The organism is Streptomyces finlayi (assembly GCF_014216315.1).
GTDB classification, from domain to species: domain Bacteria; phylum Actinomycetota; class Actinomycetes; order Streptomycetales; family Streptomycetaceae; genus Streptomyces; species Streptomyces finlayi_A.
This window is the reverse complement of sequence record NZ_CP045702.1, coordinates 2,565,634-2,586,599: the sequence shown is the minus strand read 5'-3', so window position 1 is coordinate 2,586,599 and position 20,966 is coordinate 2,565,634. Positions and strand designations below refer to the sequence as shown.

The following is a 20,966-nucleotide window of genomic DNA, read 5'->3' as shown; positions in this document are numbered from 1 at the left end:
CGACAACTTCCAAGTCAGCCATCCTCATTCGGGTGAAGCGCGCCCGTGGCGGCCCGCCCAGAGGTGCCGTTTCCTCCCCCTCGTACGACCGTGCGAGGCGGTTGTCCTGGAATCACTCGGACGTGAACGTGTAGGACGGCGAGTCGCTGGCAACCCGGTGACACGATGACCGCTGTTCAGGTGGCACGACGGAAGGTTGACCGATGGGCGTCCCGAGTGTTGATTCGATTCCGGATGTCGCCGGTGCGCCGGTTCCGGAACGCGGGACGGCTGGACACCCGCGTGGCGAAGGGGTCCTCGCCGGGATGCGCGCGGTCGTCACGGGCGGCACCGCGGGGCTCGGCCGGTACATCGCCGAGGGGTTCCTCCAGGCGGGTGCGCAGGTCGTGTGCGGCGCCAGAGGAGAGGGTCAGTCCGGTGAACTCGTCAAAAGATACGGGGAGTTCGTCCACTACCATCCGGCCGATGTGCGCGAACCCGCCTCCGTCGACGGGCTGATGACAGAGGCCGCCGACCGGTTCGGCGGCGTGGACATCGTCGTCGCCAATGCCGGCATCACCCGCAACGGCACGGTGCGCAGACTCAGCCCGGAGCACTGGCGGGACGTGATGAGCACCAACGTGGACGGCGTCTTCCACACCGTGCAGGCAGCTCTGCCCCATCTCGAACGCGGCGGCGGCGGCACGATCCTGACCCTGTCCTCCGCGATGACCGGCCGGATCGCCCCCGGCGCGAGCGCCTACGTGGCGTCCAAGGCGGCGGTCGAGGCGTTCACACGCTGCTGCGCGGTGGAGTTCGCCGGCCGCCGGGTCCGGGTGAACTGTCTGTCGCCCGGCATCCTCACCGTGGGTATGGGCGCAGCGGTCTGCGCGGACGAACGGCTGAGGGCGGCGTACTGGCCCCGCCTGCTCGCCGGCCGGGCCGGCACGCCCCAGGAGGCCGTGAACGCGGCCGTCTTCCTGGTCAGCCCCGCTGCCTCGTACGTCAACGGGCAGGTCGTCCAGGTCGACGGAGGACTCCTGTGACGGTGCGCGTCAGCTACGAGGACACCGTGGCGTGGGTCTGCCTGGACCGGCCGCCGCTCAACCTCTTCGACACGTCGCAGCAGCTCGCCGCCGAGCTGGCGCTGGGAGAGCTGGAGACCCACGACGGGCTGCGCGCCGTGGTGTTCACCGGCGCCCACGGCCACTTCTCGGCCGGCGGCGATGTGAAGGAGATGGGCGCCCTGCGGCCGGACGAGGTGGCCGAGTACGCCGGGCGGATCAGCCGTCTGACCCGGCAGGTCGCCGCGCTGCCCGTCCCCGTCGTCGCCGCCATGGAGGGCTTCGTCCTCGGCGGGGGCTGCGAACTCGCCCTGGCCGCCGACGTACGCGTCTGTGCGCCCACCGCCCGCTTCGCCCTTCCCGAGACACCGCTGGGCCTGATCCCGGGCGCCGGAGGCACCCAGCGGCTGCCCCGGCTGATCGGGCTGTCCCGGGCCAAGGACATCATCTTCTCCGGGCGCATGGTGCACGCCGACGAGGCGGCCCGTATCGGGCTCGTGGACGCCGTCGTCCCGGTGGAGGACCTCCTTCCGACCGCCCGCGCGTGGGCCCTGCGCTACACCGCGAGTCCGGCCGGTGCGCTGGCCGCCGCCAAGCAGGCCATGGACGAGGGCGTGGACGGCCCGCTGGAGGCCGGACTCGACCTGGAGCGCGCTCTGTTCGCGCCCCTGCTGGCAGACGGGGAACGTACCGACCACTTCCGCCGCTTCCAGACGTCACCGGCAAAAACCGTCACCTCCTGCGCCCACTGACCCTCCGGGGCGGTCTACGGTCTCACCCGTCCGTCGTCACCGTCAGCTCGTCGATGCCCGCGGGCTTCTCCGCATCGGCCGACGTCACCGTCACCCGCACATATCTGGCGGCCGTCCCCGGCCGGTACGGCCGCCAGCGGCTGCCGTCGAGCGAGGCGTCCAGCCGGTGCGACTCGGGCCGTACGTCGCTCCATCGCGGTACGAGGGAGGTGATCGCGGACACCCGGCCCAGGTCCACGGACAGCGCGCCCTCCGCCCCGTCCGGTGCCCAGCCCGTCGCCGGACTGCCGTCCACCGCGGCCGCCGCGTACAGGCCAGGCGTCTCGGAGGTCGCCGTCGCCGGGCGGCAGCGCGCCGCGTCGGACGTCGGCGCGAGATCGGGGCGCCGGGTGGGCAGGGTGAGAGTGGCGGAGAGACGGCGCGGGCCTGCCGGGGTGTGGACCGTGAACGGGGCGCCGGACGTGAGCCGGACCTCGGTCCGCCGGGCCCCGATGGCCATTTCGTACGTACGCCCCTGGTATCGGAGCCCCGTCAGTGTGACGCCCTCGCGCAGCTGCGGCGGCAGCATCGGGTCGAGCCGCACCCCGTCCTCGCGCAGCCGCAGCCCCGTGAGCCCGTGCGTGAAGACCTGGAGGAAGCCGCCCTTCCCGGTGAGGAAGTCCTCGGCGGGGAAGCCGGAGAGCGGGTCCTGCGCCCCGGACTTCTCGCCACGTGCCTCGGAGAAGAGCGCGTACGGTCCGCGGACGAACGGCCGCACGGCACGCTGGAGATAGGTGTACGTGGCACACCCGGGTTCCCCGATCGTGGCCGCGTCGACGGCGTGCACCGAGTCCGTCATGGCGGGCCCGTCCGGGTCGGTGCGCGCGGCGTAGTGGTCGAGGGTGGCGGCGGCCGCGCCCGGCTCCATCGGCCACTCCAGTGGGTAGATCAGCAGGGCGGTATCGGCCTGTTTGATGGTGGAGCCGTTGTAGCCCGCGTACTGAAGGAAGATCTTCCGTTTCTTGTCGTACGGGATGCGCAGGCCGTCCGCGAGGCGCCTCCACGCGGTGGGCGCCGGGCGGCCGAGCAGTTCGGCGGCGCGGGCCGCGTGGCGCAGAGCGGTGGCGGCGACGGCGTTGGTGAAGACGCCGTCGGTGACACCGTTGCTGTACTCGTCGGGGCCCGCCACGTTCTTCACGGAGTAACCGCCGTCGTCGTTCGCGGTGGCGCGCGACTGCCAGAAGTCGGCGATGCCCTTCAGCAGCGGCCAGCCGCGCCCGGCCAGCCAGGCGCGGTCCCCGGTGGCCAGGTAGTACTGCCAGACGGCGAGGGCGATGTCGCCCTGGAGGTGGTTCTGCGTCAGGCAGTGCGGCGGGTCCCAGCTCTGGCACTCGGTGTCCAGTCGCCCCTCGCTCGCGCTCGTCCAGGGGTAGAACAGGCCCCGGTAGCCTAGCTTTTGGGCGTTCTCGGCGGCCGCGTCCCGGGTCCGGTAGCGGTACTCGACGACGGAACGGGCCAGTTCGGGATGGGTGGCGAGCAGCCCCGGGTACATCCATGTCTCGGCGTCCCAGAACACCATGCCCGCGTAGTTGTCGCTGGTGAGCCCGGCGGGGGCGATGCTGTCCGAGGAGCCGGGGCGGGTGTTGGCCAGCAGCCCGTAGCGTGCGGCCCGCAGCCATGCCTGGAGTTCGGGGCTGCCCGGCACGGCGATGTCGGCGGACCATGCCTCGCGCCAGGCGGCGGCGTTGTCCGCGTAGACACGCGCCCAGCCGCGCCGGGCGGCGCGGTCGGCCGCGGAGCGCGCGGAAGCGAGCGGATCGGGTGAGGTGAGGGCGGTGTCGATCCCCACGTACTTCTCGAAGGTGTAGGTGCGCCCGCTGCGCACGGGTGTGGCCTTCGGTGTGGGCGTGACGAGCGGTGCGGGTGTGGCCCGTGGTGCGGTAGTGGTCTTCGGTCGGGGCCGCAGCGTCTCGACGATTCCCGAACCGCGTCGCATCGTCTGGGCGACGGCCCCCGCCGTGCGGCTGCCCAGGGTGCGGAAGGTGCCGTCGTCGGCCACCGCGACCCGGCGCGCCCCACGCCGGTCCAGGTGGCCCGTCACGGTTGCCTCGCCGTCCCAGTGCGGGGTCATCCGCAGGCGTACGGCACCGGTGTGGACGTCGGAACGGTCGGCCAGCACCTCGTACGTCAGGTCGGTCGCGCGGCCGTCGGCCGTGGTCCAGCGCAGGGAGGTGACGACCACTCCGCAGCGCAGGAGGACCGTCTGGCGGTAGTGCGAGACGCGTCCGGCCGGGGTGCCGGAACCGTAGGTCTCCTTGCCGACGCGTACGTCGAGCGTCGTCCAGCTCGGCAGGGCGGCGATCACGTCGCGGCCCTCGGCGGTGTTCTTGTCGCGGGCGTACAGGCCGGAGACGAAGGCGCCGTCGTAGCGAGGGGTGAACAGCGGCCAGCCCGTCTTCTCGCCGGTCGCCGCGTAGCCGGCACCGGTCGGGGGCACGCGGTGGCCCAGGTAGCCGTTGCCGACGTAAGGGTCGTACCCGTCGGCTTCGCCGAGCCGCGTGGAGGTCTGCGCCCAGGAGGCGTCACCGCCGTGCGGGGGCGCGCAGGCAGCCGCCGCCGGCGGTGTCGTGGGGTGGGCGGCCGCGTGGGAGAGGGGTGGCAGGGGCGCGATCAGAGTGCCCGCGACCAAGGACGTCAGCAGAGAGATGCGCGAGATTCTCACCGTACGAAGGTAGGGAATCCGGCGGCGTGGACGTGTGCACGGCGCGCGTGGCGGGCCGGTGTGCTCGGAAGGACCCGGGCCGGGCCGGCGGTCAGGAGGCCGGACCGGTCTTGAGTCCGGCGCCGCACAGCGGAACGACCACGCTGCGGTCGGTCCAGTCGCCCACGGCCGCCCAGCAGGCGACTCCGGTCGTCTCGACGTAGAGGCCGCGGGCGGCCAGGTCCAGCTGTGCGCTGCGGATGCGGTCCTCCGGCACGGTGAGGAAGGTGCCGCCCGATGCGCGTACGGCCGCCAGGATCTGGCGGGCGCGCGGCGGGCGGGGGATGGCGATGCCTTCGGCGAGCGTGGGGGCGGCGGGGCCGTCGCCCGCGCCGTCGAGGAGGTCGTCGGCCCCCGCCCGGAAGGCGGCGGCCAGCGGCGCGACGGCCTCCGCCTGCACGGCGATGAGGGCCGGGCGCCGCTCGATCAGCCCCTGGGCGAGCAGTTCCCGCGTGGCGAGGGCCGCGCCGAGCAGGAGCGTTCCGTTGCCGACGGGGACGGCGATCGCGTCCGGCAGTTGCCCGCCGAGGTCCTCCCACATCTCGTACACATAGGTCTTCGTGCCGTGCAGGAAGTACGGGTTGAAGACGTGCGAGGCGTAGAAGGTGCCGGGGGCGTCCGCGGCGCTGCGGGCGGCAAGCGCGGTGGCCTCGCGGTCGCCGGGGACGATGTGCAGCTGAGCGCCGTGGGCCCGGATCTGCTCGGTCTTCTTCGGGGAGGTCCCCTCGGGGACGTACACCGTGCAGGGCAGCCCGGCCCGGGCGCAGTAGGCGGCGACGGCGGTGCCCGCGTTCCCGCTGCTGTCGGCGACCACACGGTCGGGATTCAGCCGCCGGGCCAGCTCGGCGAGCATCACGGCGCCGCGGTCCTTGAACGAGAGCGTCGGCATGAGGAAGTCGAGCTTGGCCGAGACCGTGTCCGTGAGGGGGACGAGCGGGGTGCGGCCCTCACCGAGTGTGGTCGCCGGGGCGGAGAGCGGCAGCACTTCTTCGTAACGCCACAGTGAATTGACGCGGCCCGCCAGGGAGTTGGGAGAGAGGGGTTCGCTGATCCGGAAGTCGAGGTCCCAGGGGCCGCCGCATTCCGGACAACGCCAGGTCAGCGAGGTCGTATCGGCCCGGGTGCCGTCCTGCGGACAGAGGTAGGTGGTCATGGCGACCAGCATGGCAGGGGGCCGGCGGGTGAATGTCAGGTGCACGGCGATTGCCAAGGCACTCTTGTGCGATTCCTATGGATGAGTCAATCTTTCGTCGGCAGCAGGTCGTGCCGATCCCCGGAACAGCGCGCGCAGTGTGGCGTTGCGAGGGGGGATTGTCATGCTCATGCTGCATATCCCCCGCAGGGCACCGCCGATGAGGAGGACCCCTCACATGCGTCACACCCCCTACACGCGTCGAAGACTGGCCGCGGCGAGCGTCATAGCCGGTGCCGCCATGGCACTCACCACCGCGGCGGCCTTCCCCGCCACCGCCTCGGAGTCCGCGCCGGAAGGCCGGATCGAGAACGCCGGAGCCCCGGGCGCCATCAGCGGCAGCTACATCGTCACCCTCGACGAATCGGCGGCCGACGCGGACTCCGCGTCCGGCAAGGCCCTCGCCAAGGAGTACGGCGCCAAGATCAAGAAGACCTACAGCGCCGCGCTCAACGGCTACGCCGTCGAACTCTCGGCCGCGCAGGCGAAGAAGTTCGCGGCCGACCCGGCCGTCGAGTCCGTCGCCCAGAACCGCACCTTCACGATCTCGGCCACCCAGCCCTCGCCGCCCTCGTGGGGCCTGGACCGGATCGACCAGAAGGCTCTGCCGCTGAACCAGAGCTACACCTACCCGGACACCGCGGGCCAGGGTGTCACGGCGTACATCATCGACACCGGTGTGCGGATCACCCACAGCGACTTCGGCGGCCGGGCCTCGTACGGCTTCGACGCCGTCGACAACGACAACACCGCGCAGGACGGCCACGGCCACGGCACCCACGTCGCGGGCACCGTCGCCGGTACGGCGTACGGCGTCGCCAAGAAGGCGAAGATCGTCGGCGTCCGCGTCCTCGACAACGCCGGATCCGGCACCACCGCGGGCGTCGTCGCCGGTATCGACTGGGTGACGGCCAACGCCGTCAAGCCGGCCGTCGCCAACATGAGCCTCGGCGGCGGGGCGGACAGCGTGCTCGACACGGCCGTCCGCAACTCCATCGCCTCCGGCATCACCTATGCCGTCGCGGCGGGCAACGAGTCGACCAACGCCTCCACCAAGTCCCCGGCGCGCGTCGCCGAGGCCATCACCGTCGGTTCCACCACGAGCACCGACGCCCGCTCCAGCTTCTCCAACTACGGCACGGTTGTGGACCTGTTCGCCCCGGGCTCCTCGATCAAGTCGACGTGGAACACGGGCGACACCGCCACCAACACCATCTCCGGCACGTCGATGGCGAGCCCGCACGTGGCCGGTGCCGCCGCCCTCTACCTGGCGGCCAACCCGGGCCAGACCCCGGCGCAGGTCTCGGCCGGCCTGGTCGCGGCGTCCTCGACCGGCGTGGTGACCAACCCGGGCACCGGCTCCCCGAACCGCCTGCTGAACGTCGGCAGCGGCACGGTCACGCCGCCCGGACCGAAGTTCGAGAACACGACCGGCTACGCCATCGCGGACCACTCCACGGTGGAGGCCCCGGTCACCGTCACCGGTGTCGCCGGTAACGCGCCGGCCGCGCTGAGTGTCCCGGTCAACATCACGCACACGTACATCGGCGACCTGAAGATCGACCTGGTCGCGCCCGACGGGTCGGTCTACACCCTGAAGGCGTACGGCACGGGCGGCAGCGCCGACAACGTGAACACCACCTACTCGGTGAACGCGTCGTCGGAGGCCGCCAACGGCACCTGGAAGCTCCGGGTCAGCGACAACGCGTCGGCCGACACGGGACGCCTCAACTCCTGGGCCATGCAGTTCTGACGAGCTGACTGTTCCGGAGTCCTGCTGAACGAGTGCGGGGCGGCTGCCACCGGCAGCCGCCCCGCACGGCGTTCGCTCGGCACCGGTGCCGCCTCGCACCGGTGCCGCCTCGCACCGGTGCCGCCTCGCGTCCGTGTCGCCTCAGCGTCCCGTTCGCGCAGTGTCCGTGTCGCGCCTCAGCGTCCGCTGAGGCAGCGGTCGACGGCGCTCATCAGCTCACCGTCGTCCGTGTCCCTGTCCAGTGACCAGAACATCGCACCGCCGAGACCGCGGTCGCGGATGTAGGCGGTCTTGGCGCGCAGCACCTGCGGGTCGTCGTACGTCCACAGGGTGGTGCCGTCGAACAGCCAGGCATGGCCGTTCCGGGCATCCCGGTGGACCGTGTACGCGCCCGAGTCGGGCGGCTTCTTGAGGGCCTTGTGGTCCTCGTACCCGGCTGCCCAGGTGGCCGGTGCGGGAGCGGCGGCGGGCTGTCCGAGCCCGTCACCGCGCCCGTCACCGCGCCCGTGACACCGGTCCAGCCCTGTCCGTAGAACGGCATACCGACCACGAGCTTGCGGGCGGGCGCGCCACGCCTGATCCAGTCGCGGACGGTCTGGTCGACGCTGAAGTCGCCCTTCGCGTACAGGGCGGACTGCTGCGCGGTGTTCTTCTCGCCGGAGACGTGGAAGTCGTACCCCTGGCGTACTCGTCGAGCTGGGTACGGAACTCGCGCACCAGCGCGGTGAAGTTCCGCTTTTCCTCGGGGCGGTGGACCGTGTCCGTGTCTCCGGCCGGACGGGCCACTCCCAGTCCAGGTCCACACCGTCGACCCGCGAGCGGCTGGGTGGCGGTGTCGGCGACCCCGTCCACGGATCCGGCGGCATCCAGCGGACGGGCGTAGTCCGCCCAGGAGTCGGCCTCTCCGGGAACGTTGCCGGTGAAGCACCTGCCGTCGGCGTTGACGTTGCCGAAGGCGTAGTTGATGTGCGTGAGCTTGGCGGCGGCGCCGCTGGTGTCCAGGTCCTTGACGGCTGGGCGGTCGGGGGGTGGGAGCCGTGCCGCACAGGAAGATGTTGGTCTGGACCAAATAGGGTCAAGGGTAGGGGAGTTGCGAGGGGGTCGGCGGGGCAGGAAATGGCTGGGACTGCTGTGGTGCTGATGTTCGAGATATGCGTTGACCGGCCCTGAATCATCACTTCGAGTGAAACTTTGGCCAGCGCTTGCGGTTCACAACCGACGGTTGCCACGCTGTCGCAGTCTGTCAACCTTTTGGGAGTGGCCTGTGACTTTCGGTGAGCAGCCCGCCTATCTGCGCGTTGCGAGCGATCTCAGAGAGAAGATCGTCAACGGCGCTCTTCCGCCCCGTACCCGCCTGCCGTCGCAGGCCCGTATTCGCGAGGAATACGGAGTCTCGGACACCGTCGCCCTGGAGGCGCGCAAAGTGCTCATGGCCGAGGGGCTGGTCGAAGGGCGCTCCGGCTCCGGCACCTATGTGCGCGAGCGCCCCGTCCCGCGCCGGATCGCCCGCTCCGGCTACCGGACGGGCGGCGGCGCCAACCCCTTTCGCCAGGAACAGACGGCGGAAGGGGCGCGAGGCACCTGGGAGTCCCGCAGCGAGCAGGAGGAGGCGAGTGCGGAGATCGCCGAACGGCTCGGCATCGAACCGGGCGACCGGGTGATGCGTACGAGATACGTGTTCCGGGAAGCGGGCGAGCCGATGATGCTCTCCACCTCCTGGGAACCGCTGGCGGTCACGGGGCGTACGCCGGTGATGCTGCCCGAGGAGGGACCGCTGGGCGGCTGCGGGGTGGTGGACCGGATGGCGGCCATCGATGTCGTCGTGGACAACGTGGCCGAGGACGTCGGCGCGAGGCCGGGGCTGGCGGAGGAGCTCCTGGCGCTCGGCGGTGTACCCGGTCATGTGGTGATGGTGGTCGAGCGGACGTACTACGCCTCGGGCCGGGCCGTCGAGACGGCGGATGTCGTGGTGCCGGCCGACCGCTATCGGATCGCCTACCATCTGCCGGTCAAGTGAGCCCGGCCATGGGCGTTCTGTTGACGCCGGCAGACGGTCGGTGCTGGTGGCCTTTGTCCGTCGGTGACGGTGAACCTGGCCGTGGGTCGGTGACGTGACGGTTGCCCTGCCGTGGGTCGGTTCGAGTGAGCCCGGTCGGCCCATTGGCGGAACGTTCCTGCCGGCTGCCCGATATATGAACGGCTTGTCCGCCGCTCGTGACGCCGGTACGCCAGGACGGAGGCCAACAGGAGGCGGTGGAATCTGGCCGTTCTCGCGGCGGGCCTGCCTGGGTGATCATCGGAGCGGCGAAGCAGCTCGGCGGGGCACTGCTCGCCTTCGTCGCGCTGGAGGCGGTCGGCAAGACGCACGCCCCGGAGCCGACGCGCCGCAGATCGAGGCCCTGAAGCCATGGCTGGGCTCCTTCGCCCTTCCGGCCGCCGCGGTTTTCGTCATCGTTTCGCAGGTGAAGATCGATGTGACCAACGCCTACAGCGGCTGCTGTCCTGGTCGAACTCCTTTTCCCGGATGACCCACAAGCACCCGGGCCCTGTCTGGTACATCTTCCTCAACCTCGCGATCGCGATCGCGCTGACGGAGATGCATATGCTCGCGCCCTGAACAAGCGGATCGGGCTCAGCCCGCCGTACATCGAATTCAAGCGGGCCTCTCTGTATGCCGTGAACCCGGCGGGGTGCCGGGCGATGGTGATCGCCTCGACCATCTCTGTCCTGGCGTTCTTCGGGCTTTTCGGGGAGTACGCCGGAGCGTTCTCGACCTTCATCGCGGCCGGCCTGACGCTCACGCTCTGCCCCTTGATCGCGTGGGCGACCAGGGCAGGTACCCCTGGCGCGCCCGAACCCGTCGAACGGGCCGGACGCCGACGTCTCCGACATCACCGCGACCCATCTGTGTGCGGTGTGCGAGACCGCGTACGAGCTGCCGGACATCGCGGACTGCCCGCTCCGGTCGGGGCCGATCTGCTCGTTGTGCTGCTCACTGGACGCGGAGTGCGGGGACGTGTGCCGCAAGGAGCCGTCGGCCGGAGCCGTGCTCCTGCCGATGTCAGCGGTGCACAGGGCGCCCTGAACGGGAGGCCATTGCCATCCACAAGCCGCCGAAACGGGCGCGTCGGGAATTCGGGGGGCGCATCCGGAAGGGTGCGCCCCGCACGTATGGCTGGATGCGTATCTCTTTGTGTAAAGACGCATCCGCTGAGTAAAGGTCAGGCGTAGGCTCGGGCATATGCGTACTGCGGTTTCCTGGGGATCCTTAGAGATGTGCACTCCGGTGGGGAGAGGGGCAACATGCTCGGGCGGGACACGATGAGCGACAGCGGTGCCGTGCTCCCTTGGCTGGTGATACGGCAGGACGACAACGGCAATCGCTACCGCGTCGGCAGGTATGCCACGCAGGACGAGGCCCAGAAGATCGCGGACGGCCTCGACAGCCGCGGACACAAGCAGCTGTACTGGGTCGAGCGCGTGGGGGAGAGCGCCAGGCCGTAGCGGACGGGCCGGTTCTCCGGCCGGTCGGCGGACAACCCGTCATCTCCCGGCCGGGTCCGGGGCTGGTCCGGGCCGGGTCTCGGGCGGTTACGCTCCCGCGTATGAACGCTTCAGTGGTGGTGGCCGGCGCCGTCTTCGACCAAGGACGGCTGCTGGCCGCCCGCCGCAGCTCCCCTCCCGAGCTGGCCGGTCGCTGGGAGCTGCCCGGCGGCAAGGTGGAGCCGGGGGAGAGCGGTGAACAGGCGCTCGTCCGGGAACTCCGCGAAGAACTCGGTGTGGAGTCGCGGCCGCTGGAGCGCATTCCCGGCGAATGGCCCCTGAAGCCCGGATATGTGCTTCAGGTATGGACGGTTGCCCTGGTGTCCGGCGATCCCCGCACCCTCCAGGACCACGACGCGCTGCGGTGGCTCGCTCCCGACGAGGTGGACGACGTCGACTGGCTGGACCAGGACCGGCCCGCGGTCGCCGAAGCGGCGCGCCGGCTGCGAGGTGCCATCCACCGCTGAGCACGCGCACATGCCGCATGCACGGCGCGGGCGCACGCATGCGCACACGCGGCATACCGGCGGCGTGCCGTGTGCCGGCGTACACCCGTACGCCCTATGCGCCGCTCGGGCGGTAGTCCGCAACCAATGGCGGGTATGTGCTGTTTATCCCCTTTCCGGGGGAGGCGTCCTGTTGCTGGTCTTGGGAAGTGATTGGCGTGATCGACACCGGCGACGACTGTGCCGCCTGGACATTTCCGGCGGTCCCGGGCTCCGTGCGCGGTGCCCGGCACGCGGTTCGTGACGCGTTGCGCTCCTGGGGGATCGACGGACCGCTCGCCGATGTGACCGAACTGCTCGTCAGTGAATTGGTGACCAATTCACTGCGCTACGCCTCCGGGCCCATCGGCGTACGCCTGGTGAGACCACGCTCCGACGGGGGGATCGAGGCCGACGGTTCCTCTCCGCCCGGATCGCCCGCCCCGCCCGGACTGCTGGTGGAAGTCTCGGATCCGCTTCCGGATGCGCCCACCGAACGCAGCGCGGGACCGGACGACGAAGGGGGGCGCGGACTTCAGCTGGTGGCTTGTTCCGCTCGACGCTGGGGGATCCGGCGAGGAAAGAGTGGCAAGGCGGTGTGGTTCGAGCTGGCTCTCCCTGGTTAGTACTGCAACCGCATCTGGAGAATGTGGCCTCGGCGTTTGTAGTGGGAGCGGCGGGCACGGGCCTGGCTGCGTCGTCGGAAGCGTGACCAGTGCAGATGGTGCTCGTTGTTGTGGCAGTGGCGCGTGACGACGACGTGGCCCATCAGTCGGCGGATCTCCGGGACGCTGAGGGGTATGAGGTCTTGCTCGTCGTCGAGAGTGCCCCTTTTGTGGCTTCTGTGGCGCGGATGGCGGTCAGGTAGGCAAGGGCGGCCATCGCCAGGGTGATGTGGCGGTACCAGGCCCGGTAGAGCCGTACCTGGTAGTGGTCCAGGCCGCACTCTCCCTTCGCGGTCTGGAAGCACTCCTCCACCGCCCACCTCGCGGCAGCCACTTTGACCAGGTCTTTCAGTCGGGAGGCGACCGGGCCGTAACAGACGTAGTAGGCGATCTCGCTCGGGTCGCTGACGCTGCGTCGGGCCAGCACCCAGTGCCCGAAGCCGTTTTCCCAGGACGGGCGGATCGCGACACGCGCCCAGTCGTAGATCCGCTCACCGTGCGCGCCGGCCCCGCCGGAGATCCGTTTCCACCGCTGGCGGGGCAGCGCGGCCACCAGCTGGTCCACCCGCGCGTCCGCCCCCTGCGCGGTGATCACGGTGTCGTTGACCTTCGTGGCCAGCACATGCGCGACCCGACGTTCCTCCAGCCACACTCGCAGGTGCTTGACCTGCCCGTATGCCTCGTCAGCGGTGACCCACGCGAATGGGACACCCGCGTCGATGGCGCGTTGCAGCATCCACTTGAAGTGCTCGTTCTTGGTCGCAAAGGGGACCTCGTCGTCGATCCCGGCCGCGCGGCAGCGGTCACGGTCATCCGTCCAGGAGACGGGGATGTAGAGCTCGCGGTCGATCAACGCCCGCCCCCTGGCGGAGGCGTAGGCCAGGAAGGTTCCGATCTGGCTGTTCTCCGTGCGGCCGGCTGTGCCGGTGTACTGACGCTGGACACCGGCGGACTTGGTGCCCTTCTTCAGGAAGCCGGTGTCGTCGCCGATCAGCACCGCATCCTTGGCACCGATGGTCTCCACGACGAAGTCCCGCACATCGTCGCGGACCGCGTTCTCGTCCCAGTCGGAGTGGTTGAGCAGGCGCTGGACGCCGTCGGGGCGCAACTGCCCGACCTGCTCCGACAGCGTCCACCCGTTCTTCTTCTCAAGCGGCGCGAGCAACCCGTTCAGGTAGTCCGACGCCCGCTCGCGGGGCTCCGACCTGCCAAAACGGTGGGCGAACCGAGCATGGAACCCGGCTATCCCCTCGGACCACGACTCGACCTGCTCAACCGTCAACGATTCATCGCACAGTCGGAACAACGAGCCAATCCAGCACCAGTCACGGCAGATGCGGTTGCAGTATTAGGAGTGGGGTGGGACGCACAGCGATCACCAGAGGTCGGGCACAACCTGGCTGAAAGGGACTGAGACCTTGCTGTGATCGTGAACGCCGTGTCGGTACGGGCCGTAGTGCTGAATACTGCGGGCAGGACCGGTCCGGTGTGTGAGCTGGAGGGGACGGTCGCGTGAGCGAGATACCTGGGACAGCGGGCGACATCGTGTGGCAGAGCAGCCCACCTGGCTCGATCTATGACTACGTCAGGATCGCCTCCTTCTCGATCGGGCCCGACGGGCTGATCGAGCAGTGGAGTCGGCGTGCCGCCGGTCTGTTCGGCATGGCCTCTCACGAGGTGGTCGGCAGGGACCCCGTTGAGGCCTTCATGCCTGCTGAGCTCCGGGACGAAGGCCGCCGGAGGGTCTCGGAGATCCTCGACGGCAAGGAGTGGACGGGCTTCGTCCCCTTCCGGATGCCGGGCGAGGGCGGCGCCCACGGCGTCGCCGAGATCTATGTCATGCCGAGCGAGACGGCGAACGGGGAGCGCGCCGCGCTCTGTATCGTGGTCGACGTCCGCGCCCTGCGTCTGATCGAAACGGACCTTGCGGCGTCACAAGCCATATTTGGCCAATCTCCTTTCGGTTTTGTGCTGTTCGGTATGGACTTCACGGTTGTCCGGGCCAACCAGCGGTTCGCCACCGTCTTCGGTGGGGAAGCCGACGACCATCGCGGACGCACGGTCGACGACTACCTTTCCGGCCGCGAGGCCGACCGGTTGTCCAGGACCCTGAAGCGGGTACTGGAGACCGGAGAATCCGTGACCGACCTCCAGCTGGTGGGGAGCGCGCCCGGTACGGGCGACAGCCGCCACTGGTCGATGAACCTCTACCGGGTGCACAGCGGGGCCGGGCGGCCCGTCGGCGTCGCGGGACTGGCCACCGACGTCACCCGCCGGCACATGGCAGCCCGTGAGGCTGCCAGCGCCCGCCGCAACCTCGCCCTCCTCAACGAGGCCGGCGCACGCATCGGTAACTCCCTGGACCTGGAGACCACCGCTCGCGAACTTCTCGATGTGGCCGTCCCTGGTTTCTGTGACCTCGCTTCCGTCGATCTGTACCAGGGCCTGCTCACGGGCGAAGAGGCGCCGCCCGGCAGCTGGGGCTCGCGCGACCAGGAGTCCGGCGGCTCGGCCGAGCTACGCCGGGTCGCCATGGCCAGCGCCGTATCCGACGCGATGCCCGCGACCGATCCGGAGGGCGCCGCACCCGACGGGCCCACCGGCCCGCCGGCGATGGGCTCGGTTCACCGCTATCCGTTCCACTCGCCCTGTGCCGTCGCACTGCGCACCGGACTTGTCGAGGACGTCCCCGGCGACGACAGCACCTTCGTCCACTCCACGCTCGCCGTGCCGATGGTCGCCCATGACACGGTCGTCGGCCTCGTGCAGTTCTCCCGGACGAAGGGCAGCGAATCCTTCGGCGAACGGGACCGCGCACTGGCCACCGAGCTGGCCGCCCGGGCCGCCGTCTGTATCGACAACGCGCGCCTGTACCGCCGCGAGCACGAACGCGCCCTGATCCTCCAGCGCAGCCTCCTCCCTCCAGGCGACCCCGTGGCCGCAGGGCTCGACATCGCCTGTCGCTATCTGCCGGGCAATACAGCCACCGAGGTCGGCGGCGACTGGTTCGACGTGATCGAGCTCCCCGGCCACCGCACCGCCCTCGTCGTCGGTGACGTCATGGGCCGTGGTCTGCGGGCTGCCGTCGCCATGGGGGAGCTGCGCACCGCCGTGCGGACGCTGGCCCTGCTCGACCTGGAACCCGCGGAGGTGCTGTCCGCCCTGGACGAGGTCGCCCGCGGCCTCGGCACTCCGGGCGGCGACCGGAGCGACGGCTTCCGCGGCGGTGGCGGCGGATCCCAGTGGCCCTCGCGGGCCGCCCACAAGTCCCGCGAGGCGGATCTCTCCGAGGTCTACCTGGCGACCTGTGTGTACGCGGTCTACGACCCGGTCACCCGCCGGTGCACGTTCGCCAACGCCGGTCACCTCCCTCCTGTCGTGGTCGAACCGGGCCAGCCGGCTCTGCTGCTCGACGTCCCGCCGGGAATGCCGCTCGGCGTCGGCGGAGAACCCTTCGAGGAGGTCGAGGTGGAGCTCAGGGAGGGCGCCCTCCTCGCCCTCTACACGGACGGCCTCGTCGAATCCCGCGACCACCCGCTCGACGAGGGCCTGGAGGCGCTGCGCGAGGCCCTCACGTCACCGGTCCGGCCGCTGGAGGATGTCTGCGATCAGGTGCTGACGACATTGGACACCCGCCATGGCGAGGACGACATAGCCCTGCTGATGGCCCGCATCCAGGGACTGCCGGCGGACGCGATAGGCGACTGGACCCTGCCGCGCGAACTGCGCTCCGTCGGCCGTGCCCGCGAACTGGCCCGCACGCAGTTGATCACCTGGGGCCTGGGCGACCTGGTGGACACCACCGAACTGCTCGTCAGTGAACTCGTCACCAATGGGCTGCGGTACGGCGAGGGCGAGATCCGGCTCAGGCTGCTGCGTGACCGAACGCTCGTGTGCGAGGTATGGGACGCGGGCCTCGTCCAGCCACGGCGACGAAGGGCTCGTGACACGGACGAGGGCGGGCGCGGGCTGCAACTGGTCGGGCTGCTGAGCGCGGCGTGGGGATCGCGGCGGACACCGCGGGGCAAGACGGTCTGGTTCGAACTGGCGCTGCCTGATGGAGCGCCAGCGGCTGAACTCTCGGTCGAGCAGCTGCTGAGCATGTACTGATCCATGCACTGATCCATGCACTGAGCATGTGCTGAGTCCCCCTCAGATACGTCAGCGATTCGGTGTGCGTAAGGGCGTTATGGCGTCATGCCGTCTTCAGTGAGGCCAGGCGGGCTTCGATCTCGGCGCTGTCGCCCAGGCTCTCCAGTTGCTCGAACTGGGCGTCCAGTGACGAGGCGGCGAGCTCCTGCTTGCCCACGGCTCTTGCCTCTTCCCTCCGTACCTTGTCCTCGAACCGGCTGAGCTCGCTCGTCGGGTCGAGGACGTCGATGCTCTTCACCGCGTCCATCATCTGGTTCTGGGCCTGCGCGGACTTGGCGCGCGCCACCAGCTCGTCACGCTTGGACTTCAGCTCCGTCAGCTTGGTCTTCATCTGGTCGAGTCCGGACTTGAGCTTGTCGACCACAGCGGTCTGGGACGCGATCGTCGGCTCCGCGGTCGTCGCTTCCTCCTCCGCCTGGAGCTGGCGCCCCAGCGCGACCTTCGCCAGGTTGTCGAACTTGTCCGCCTCGGCGGCCGAGCCCGCACCGCGCAGTTCGTCGGCCTTCTTGCTGGCGGAGAGAGCTTTCTGCCCCCACTCCCTGGCCGCGTCGACATCCTCCCGGTGGTCCTGCTCCATCAGCCGGAGGTTGCCGATGGTGGAGGCGACCGCCTGCTCGGCCTCAGCGATATTGCTCGTGTAGTCACGGATCAGCTGGTCCAGCATCTTCTGCGGATCCTCCGCCTGGTCCAGCAGAGCGTTGATGTTGGCCTTCGCCAGCTGAGTGACGCGGCCGAGGATGGTCTGCTTGGTCATGGCACCTCTCCTTGGGTGAATAACGACTGACGGCATGGAGGATTGACGGTCCGGAGGGCTGACGGTATGGAGGGCTGAGGGCGTGGAGAACTGACGAACGGCGAGTGTGGAGCGGCGAGCGAACTCTGCCGGCGCACGTCAGAAGCGCCCGCCGCCGCCCCGGCGGCCGCGTGTACCCCCACCGCCGAAGCTGCCGGGCCCGCCGCCGAACCCGCCGCCCCGCGAACCCCCGAACCCTCCTCCGAAACCGCCGCTCCTGCCCCGGCCACCCGCGCCGCCGAGAAGTCCGCCGAGGATGATTCCGCCGAGCACTGCCCCGTTCATCCCACCTCCACCTCCTTGTACACCGCCCGGCCCGAACTGGTTCCCATAGCCCCGCACATCCTGCTCGGCCAGGCTCTGCGCCTGTGCGGCCAGCGCGTCAGCCTTCTGCGCCTCGGCGAGCGCGCCCTGCGGATCGTCCGCCCCCGCCAGTTCCCCGGCCCGTTCCCAGCGCCGCTGGGCCTCCGCCAGCCGGGTACGAGCCTGGCTGCCCACGGCACCCCGGTGCGTCGTGACGAAGTCGGCAGCGGCGGCGATCGTGGCCCGGGCGGTGAGCATCGCCTGATCGAGGAGCGAGCGGGCCCGCAGGTTTCCCTGCTCACGTTGACGGGCCCCCGACAGCGCCTCGTCCAGCGCCGCGTCCGCCTCCTCGACCCTGCGCAACGCGTCGATCGGGTCGTACGGCCCGGCTGCCAGCTCGGCCCGTACGTCCTCGAGTACCGCCTCGGCGCGGGCGATCCGGCCGCGCAGATCGGCGGTCGACACCCCCTCGGCCGTGCCTTCGAGGAGCCCGCCGGCATCCGCCAGATCCGTCTCGGTCTCGGTGAGCGAGGCAGGCAGCTTGCCCGCGCCCTCGGCGAGCTCCATGGCCCGCCGGTCCACGGCGTCGACGAGTGTGGCCGCCTGGCCGACCGCACCCTCGGCCGCTCGTACATATACGGCGGCTCTGGAGTTGTCCCCGCCGTCCACGGCCTGACGGGCCTCGTTGAGACTGGAGGTCGTGAAGAGGAGCCGGTCCTTGGCCTGTTCGATGCCGCTCGCGACGGGAGCGACGGCCGATTCCGCGTAACGGCTGCGCATGCCCGCGAGGGTCCCCTCCGCCGTGGAGATCCGGCCCGCCAGCTCCCGGAAGGCCGACTCGGCGCCGGCCAGGGCCTGCGGAGCGTTGCGTTCGAGGTCCCGGAGCCGGTCGAAGTCCTCCGACACGGTGTCCAGACGCTCATTGGCGTCAGCACAGCGGCTGATGATCTCGTCGAGCATCTGCCGCCGCGTCGCGTCGTCCTCGGGGAAGGCGTCGTCGAGCTGCTGCCGCAAGCGGAACGCGGCCGTCAGCTCCGTCTTGGCACGGTCGACCGCCTCCGTGAAGGGAACTGCCGTCTCTTCCCCGAACTGTGCGGTGGCGAAGCCGAGCTCCTCCTCGCTGGTGCGCACCGCGTCATCCGTGTCCACCAGCACTTCCTTGGCCCGGGCGTCGAGCTCCGGCAGGGGAGTCGGCCGTTCGGCGTCCGTCGCCACGCCGGAGCCCCAGCCGGTCGCGGCTGGGGTGGTGCGCCCGGCAGCGCGCCGCTTGCGCCGCGTATACGCGTAGACGGCGACCGCGCCCGCCCCGCCGACGAGCGCCACCGGGAGGATCAGGTCCCCGGCGCCGCCGCTGCCGGAACCTCCCGCTCCGGGATCGGCGGCGCCAGGGGTGAGCGCGGGTGTCGGCACGGGCTGTCCCGCCAGCACCGCGGAGTAGCCGTTGGCGGCTCCGATGGCGGCTCCCGCCCAGTCGTTCTCCGTGAGGGCGGGCTCGATGGCGGCGCTCGCCACGTTCCGCAACTGCTCGTCGGTGAACCGCGAGTCCGCGTCCACCGAGTAGGCGTACTGCCGGTCGTGCGTGGCCACCGCCAGCAGCACGTCGTCCTGCCCGAGACCGTTGCGGGTGGCCGTCTCATCGGCCCAGGCCTGAGCGGACCGGCCGGAGAAGTCGCGCACGTACACGACGAAGAGCTGGACGCGACGGTCCTCGTAGAGCGCGTCGAGCGCGGCCTCCACCGGCTTCTCGCGGTCCCCGACCGCGCCCACCTTGTCGGTGACCTGCCCCTCGCGGGACAGGGGCACCGGGTCGTCGGCGTGTGCGGTCGGAGCGGCGGGCAGGGTCAGCCAGCACACCGCGACGAGGGCGGTGAGGAGGGCTCTGCCGAAACCGGGCATCCGGGTACGACTCGCAGACGACATCACATTTGGGAGGCTATGTCCGGCCTTGTGTGCCCGCGACCCGGAGCACCCGGCAGGGGCGCCGGGCGGCCGGGCCGCTCGGAGGCGAGAGCGGGATATCGCCCGTCCTCACCTCCGGCGCCGCTCAGATGCCGAAGCGCTCCTTGGCGAGCAGCGGACGCACCCGTGCGTGGAAGCCGCCGGTCCGGAACGGCCGCTGGAGCAGTCCGGGCCTGATCGCCTGGGCCAGTGCCGCCATGATCATGCCCTGGTCCAGCGCGAGCATGAAGTCACTGACCCGGCCCGTGCCGACATTGACCGAGTCCCGGAATCCGAGCCCCTCGTGGTACGCGCCGAAGTCGCGGTCGAGCGCGCGCAGGTTGGCCACAGCCTCCCGCGGGGCGTACGGCAGCGCAAGGAACGATGCGTGCGGTGTGACCACACCGTTGGTGAAGGCGGAGGGCGGCGGGAGCGGCGCACCGTCGGTGGTGTGCGTCCGGTCGGTGTTGGAGGCGTAGCCGTCGACCTGCATGCCCAGCGCGTCGACCCCGTACTCCTGATACCCGCCCTCGGGGATGTCGGCGGGCGAGAAGCCCCAGTATCCGTAACCCGCCTCCGCCATCCCGTGCTCGATCTGGCCGCGGACGTAACGCTGGTGGGTGCGGCCCCATGAGCGGGGTGACCATTCCGCTTCGGGAACGAACAACGGGACCATCAGCGCCTCGAACATCGACCCGCCCCAGGTGGGCACGATCTTCCGGCCGCGGTGGGTGTAGTGCCCCTGCCAGACCCGTACGCCGTCCATCGTCGCGTAACTGCCCTGCGGCGACTGCTCCTGTCCGTGCTCGGGAAGCAGTGTGCGCAGCAGGTGCCAGTAGTGGTCGCTGGGCAGCGAGCCATCCGCTATGCCGAGGTAGCTCGCCATGCGGGGTTCGGTGTTCAGCGCGCCGTAGTGATGGCCGGTGGGCTGCTCGGTGTCGGGCCAGAATCCGCCGCGCAGTTGGCCGGGGCCGGCGACCGGATCGGTGGGGTCGTAGGGCGTGTAGTAGTACGACCAGTCGGCGGCGGCCAGAATGCGCTGGATGCGGGGGCGCAGCGAGGGCTCGGCGTCGGCCGCGATCCGCAGGCCCGTGACGAGCCAGGCGTTGTCGACGGAGGAGAGGAACGGCCGGACGGGGTCGCCGGTGCCCGGCCACTCGGTCAGGACCGAGCCGTCGTGGGCGTCGTACCAGTTGAGCCAGAAGCCGTGGTGGCGCTCCAGCTTCTCGACTGCGGCCACCGTGCGGGTCAGCTGGCGGCGCATGGCCGACTCGCTGATCACACCGAGTCCGGCGGCGGCGACGGTCGACCAGAGTCCGCAGCCGATATTGGTGGGCGAGGTCTGGCGCGACTGGACGGGGGCGCCCGGGCCGCTGACATCGATCTTGTCGGTGGCGAGTCCGAACTCGGTCGTCATCGCCTCGATCGAACGGTAGGTGTCGCGGAACCAATGCAGCAGCTGCGGTGTATCAAAGGCATGAAGAGGATGAGCGGCTCTTGCCGCAGGCGCGGATACGACTCCGAGCGACAGGGCGGCAGCCCCGGCACCCGCGGCGGTGAGAAACGTGCGACGGTCCATCAGAACCTCTCGAATAAGAGCCACCGCG

14 protein-coding genes and 2 pseudogenes are annotated in these 20,966 nt (G+C 70.4%); 9 read left to right on the top strand and 7 right to left on the bottom strand.

Translation table 11 applies throughout. The features are described from left to right. Positions 1–305 precede the first annotated feature (305 nt). Together F0344_RS11610 and F0344_RS11605 are read left to right on the top strand one after the other, a co-directional pair. Positions 306–1,025 carry an SDR family NAD(P)-dependent oxidoreductase gene (locus F0344_RS11610; RefSeq protein WP_185298702.1) on the top strand — a complete coding sequence of 240 codons (720 nt, stop codon included), beginning with the start codon at positions 306–308 and terminating at the stop codon, positions 1,023–1,025. Beyond that, positions 1,022–1,795: an enoyl-CoA hydratase/isomerase family protein gene (locus F0344_RS11605; RefSeq protein WP_185298701.1), complete on the top strand. Its 774-nt coding sequence runs from the start codon at positions 1,022–1,024 to the stop codon at positions 1,793–1,795. Before F0344_RS11610 ends, F0344_RS11605 begins: the two co-directional genes overlap by 4 nt. A 22-nt stretch (positions 1,796–1,817) precedes the next feature. On the opposite strand, the gene F0344_RS11600 is transcribed toward F0344_RS11605, so the two are convergent. Further along, positions 1,818–4,496 carry a discoidin domain-containing protein gene (locus F0344_RS11600; protein WP_185298700.1) on the bottom strand — a complete coding sequence of 893 codons (2,679 nt, stop codon included), beginning with the start codon at positions 4,494–4,496 and terminating at the stop codon, positions 1,818–1,820. A 91-nt stretch (positions 4,497–4,587) separates the two neighbouring features. After that, positions 4,588–5,688, bottom strand: a complete 1,101-nt coding sequence (locus F0344_RS11595; RefSeq protein ID WP_258049863.1) for a threonine synthase — start codon at positions 5,686–5,688, stop codon at positions 4,588–4,590. Between the two features lie 217 nt (positions 5,689–5,905). On the opposite strand from F0344_RS11595, the gene F0344_RS11590 reads away from it, so the two are divergent. Then, positions 5,906–7,480 (top strand): S8 family peptidase, encoded by a 1,575-nt coding sequence (locus F0344_RS11590; RefSeq protein ID WP_185298699.1) that lies wholly within the window; start codon positions 5,906–5,908, stop codon positions 7,478–7,480. A 176-nt stretch (positions 7,481–7,656) separates the two neighbouring features. Here the strand turns inward: F0344_RS11590 and F0344_RS11585 are convergent. Next, a pseudogene (locus tag F0344_RS11585) lies at positions 7,657–8,491 on the bottom strand (glycoside hydrolase family 18 protein); the annotation flags it as partial. A 253-nt stretch (positions 8,492–8,744) separates the two neighbouring features. On the opposite strand from F0344_RS11585, the gene F0344_RS11580 reads away from it, so the two are divergent. The 5 genes and pseudogenes from F0344_RS11580 to F0344_RS11560 all read left to right on the top strand — a co-directional run bounded on the left by F0344_RS11580 (position 8,745) and on the right by F0344_RS11560 (position 12,134). Then, the gene (locus tag F0344_RS11580) at positions 8,745–9,497 is read left to right on the top strand and encodes a GntR family transcriptional regulator (protein ID WP_185298698.1); all 753 of its coding nucleotides are present in this window, start codon (positions 8,745–8,747) and stop codon (positions 9,495–9,497) included. 210 nt (positions 9,498–9,707) lie between these two features. Further along, positions 9,708–10,565, top strand: a pseudogene (locus F0344_RS11575) (hypothetical protein); the annotation flags it as partial. Positions 10,566–10,783: 218 nt separating this feature from the next. Continuing rightward, positions 10,784–10,984 carry an SPOR domain-containing protein gene (locus F0344_RS11570; RefSeq protein ID WP_185298697.1) on the top strand — a complete coding sequence of 67 codons (201 nt, stop codon included), beginning with the start codon at positions 10,784–10,786 and terminating at the stop codon, positions 10,982–10,984. Positions 10,985–11,085: 101 nt separating this feature from the next. Continuing rightward, positions 11,086–11,490 carry a (deoxy)nucleoside triphosphate pyrophosphohydrolase gene (locus F0344_RS11565; RefSeq protein WP_185298696.1) on the top strand — a complete coding sequence of 135 codons (405 nt, stop codon included), beginning with the start codon at positions 11,086–11,088 and terminating at the stop codon, positions 11,488–11,490. 188 nt (positions 11,491–11,678) lie between these two features. Further along, the gene (locus F0344_RS11560; protein ID WP_185302635.1) at positions 11,679–12,134 is read left to right on the top strand and encodes an ATP-binding protein; all 456 of its coding nucleotides are present in this window, start codon (positions 11,679–11,681) and stop codon (positions 12,132–12,134) included. Positions 12,135–12,276: 142 nt separating this feature from the next. Here F0344_RS11560 and F0344_RS11555 read toward each other — a convergent pair whose 3' ends face one another. Beyond that, entirely contained in the window at positions 12,277–13,455 is a 1,179-nt protein-coding gene (locus tag F0344_RS11555; protein WP_374940082.1) for an IS701 family transposase, read from the bottom strand. Positions 13,456–13,718: 263 nt separating this feature from the next. On the opposite strand from F0344_RS11555, the gene F0344_RS11550 reads away from it, so the two are divergent. Then, entirely contained in the window at positions 13,719–16,283 is a 2,565-nt protein-coding gene (locus F0344_RS11550) for a SpoIIE family protein phosphatase (protein WP_185302633.1), read from the top strand. An 85-nt stretch (positions 16,284–16,368) separates the two neighbouring features. On the opposite strand, the gene F0344_RS11545 is transcribed toward F0344_RS11550, so the two are convergent. The 3 genes from F0344_RS11545 to F0344_RS11535 all read right to left on the bottom strand — a co-directional run bounded on the left by F0344_RS11545 (position 16,369) and on the right by F0344_RS11535 (position 20,938). Then, a complete protein-coding gene (locus F0344_RS11545; protein WP_185298695.1) occupies positions 16,369–17,079 on the bottom strand; it encodes a PspA/IM30 family protein in 711 nt (236 codons plus the stop codon). A 138-nt stretch (positions 17,080–17,217) separates the two neighbouring features. Further along, complete coding sequence (locus F0344_RS11540; RefSeq protein WP_185298694.1) at positions 17,218–19,341, bottom strand: TPM domain-containing protein; 2,124 nt, start codon at positions 19,339–19,341, stop codon at positions 17,218–17,220. Between the two features lie 124 nt (positions 19,342–19,465). Next, the gene (locus F0344_RS11535; RefSeq protein ID WP_185298693.1) at positions 19,466–20,938 is read right to left on the bottom strand and encodes a glucoamylase family protein; all 1,473 of its coding nucleotides are present in this window, start codon (positions 20,936–20,938) and stop codon (positions 19,466–19,468) included. Positions 20,939–20,966: the final 28 nt, after the last annotated feature.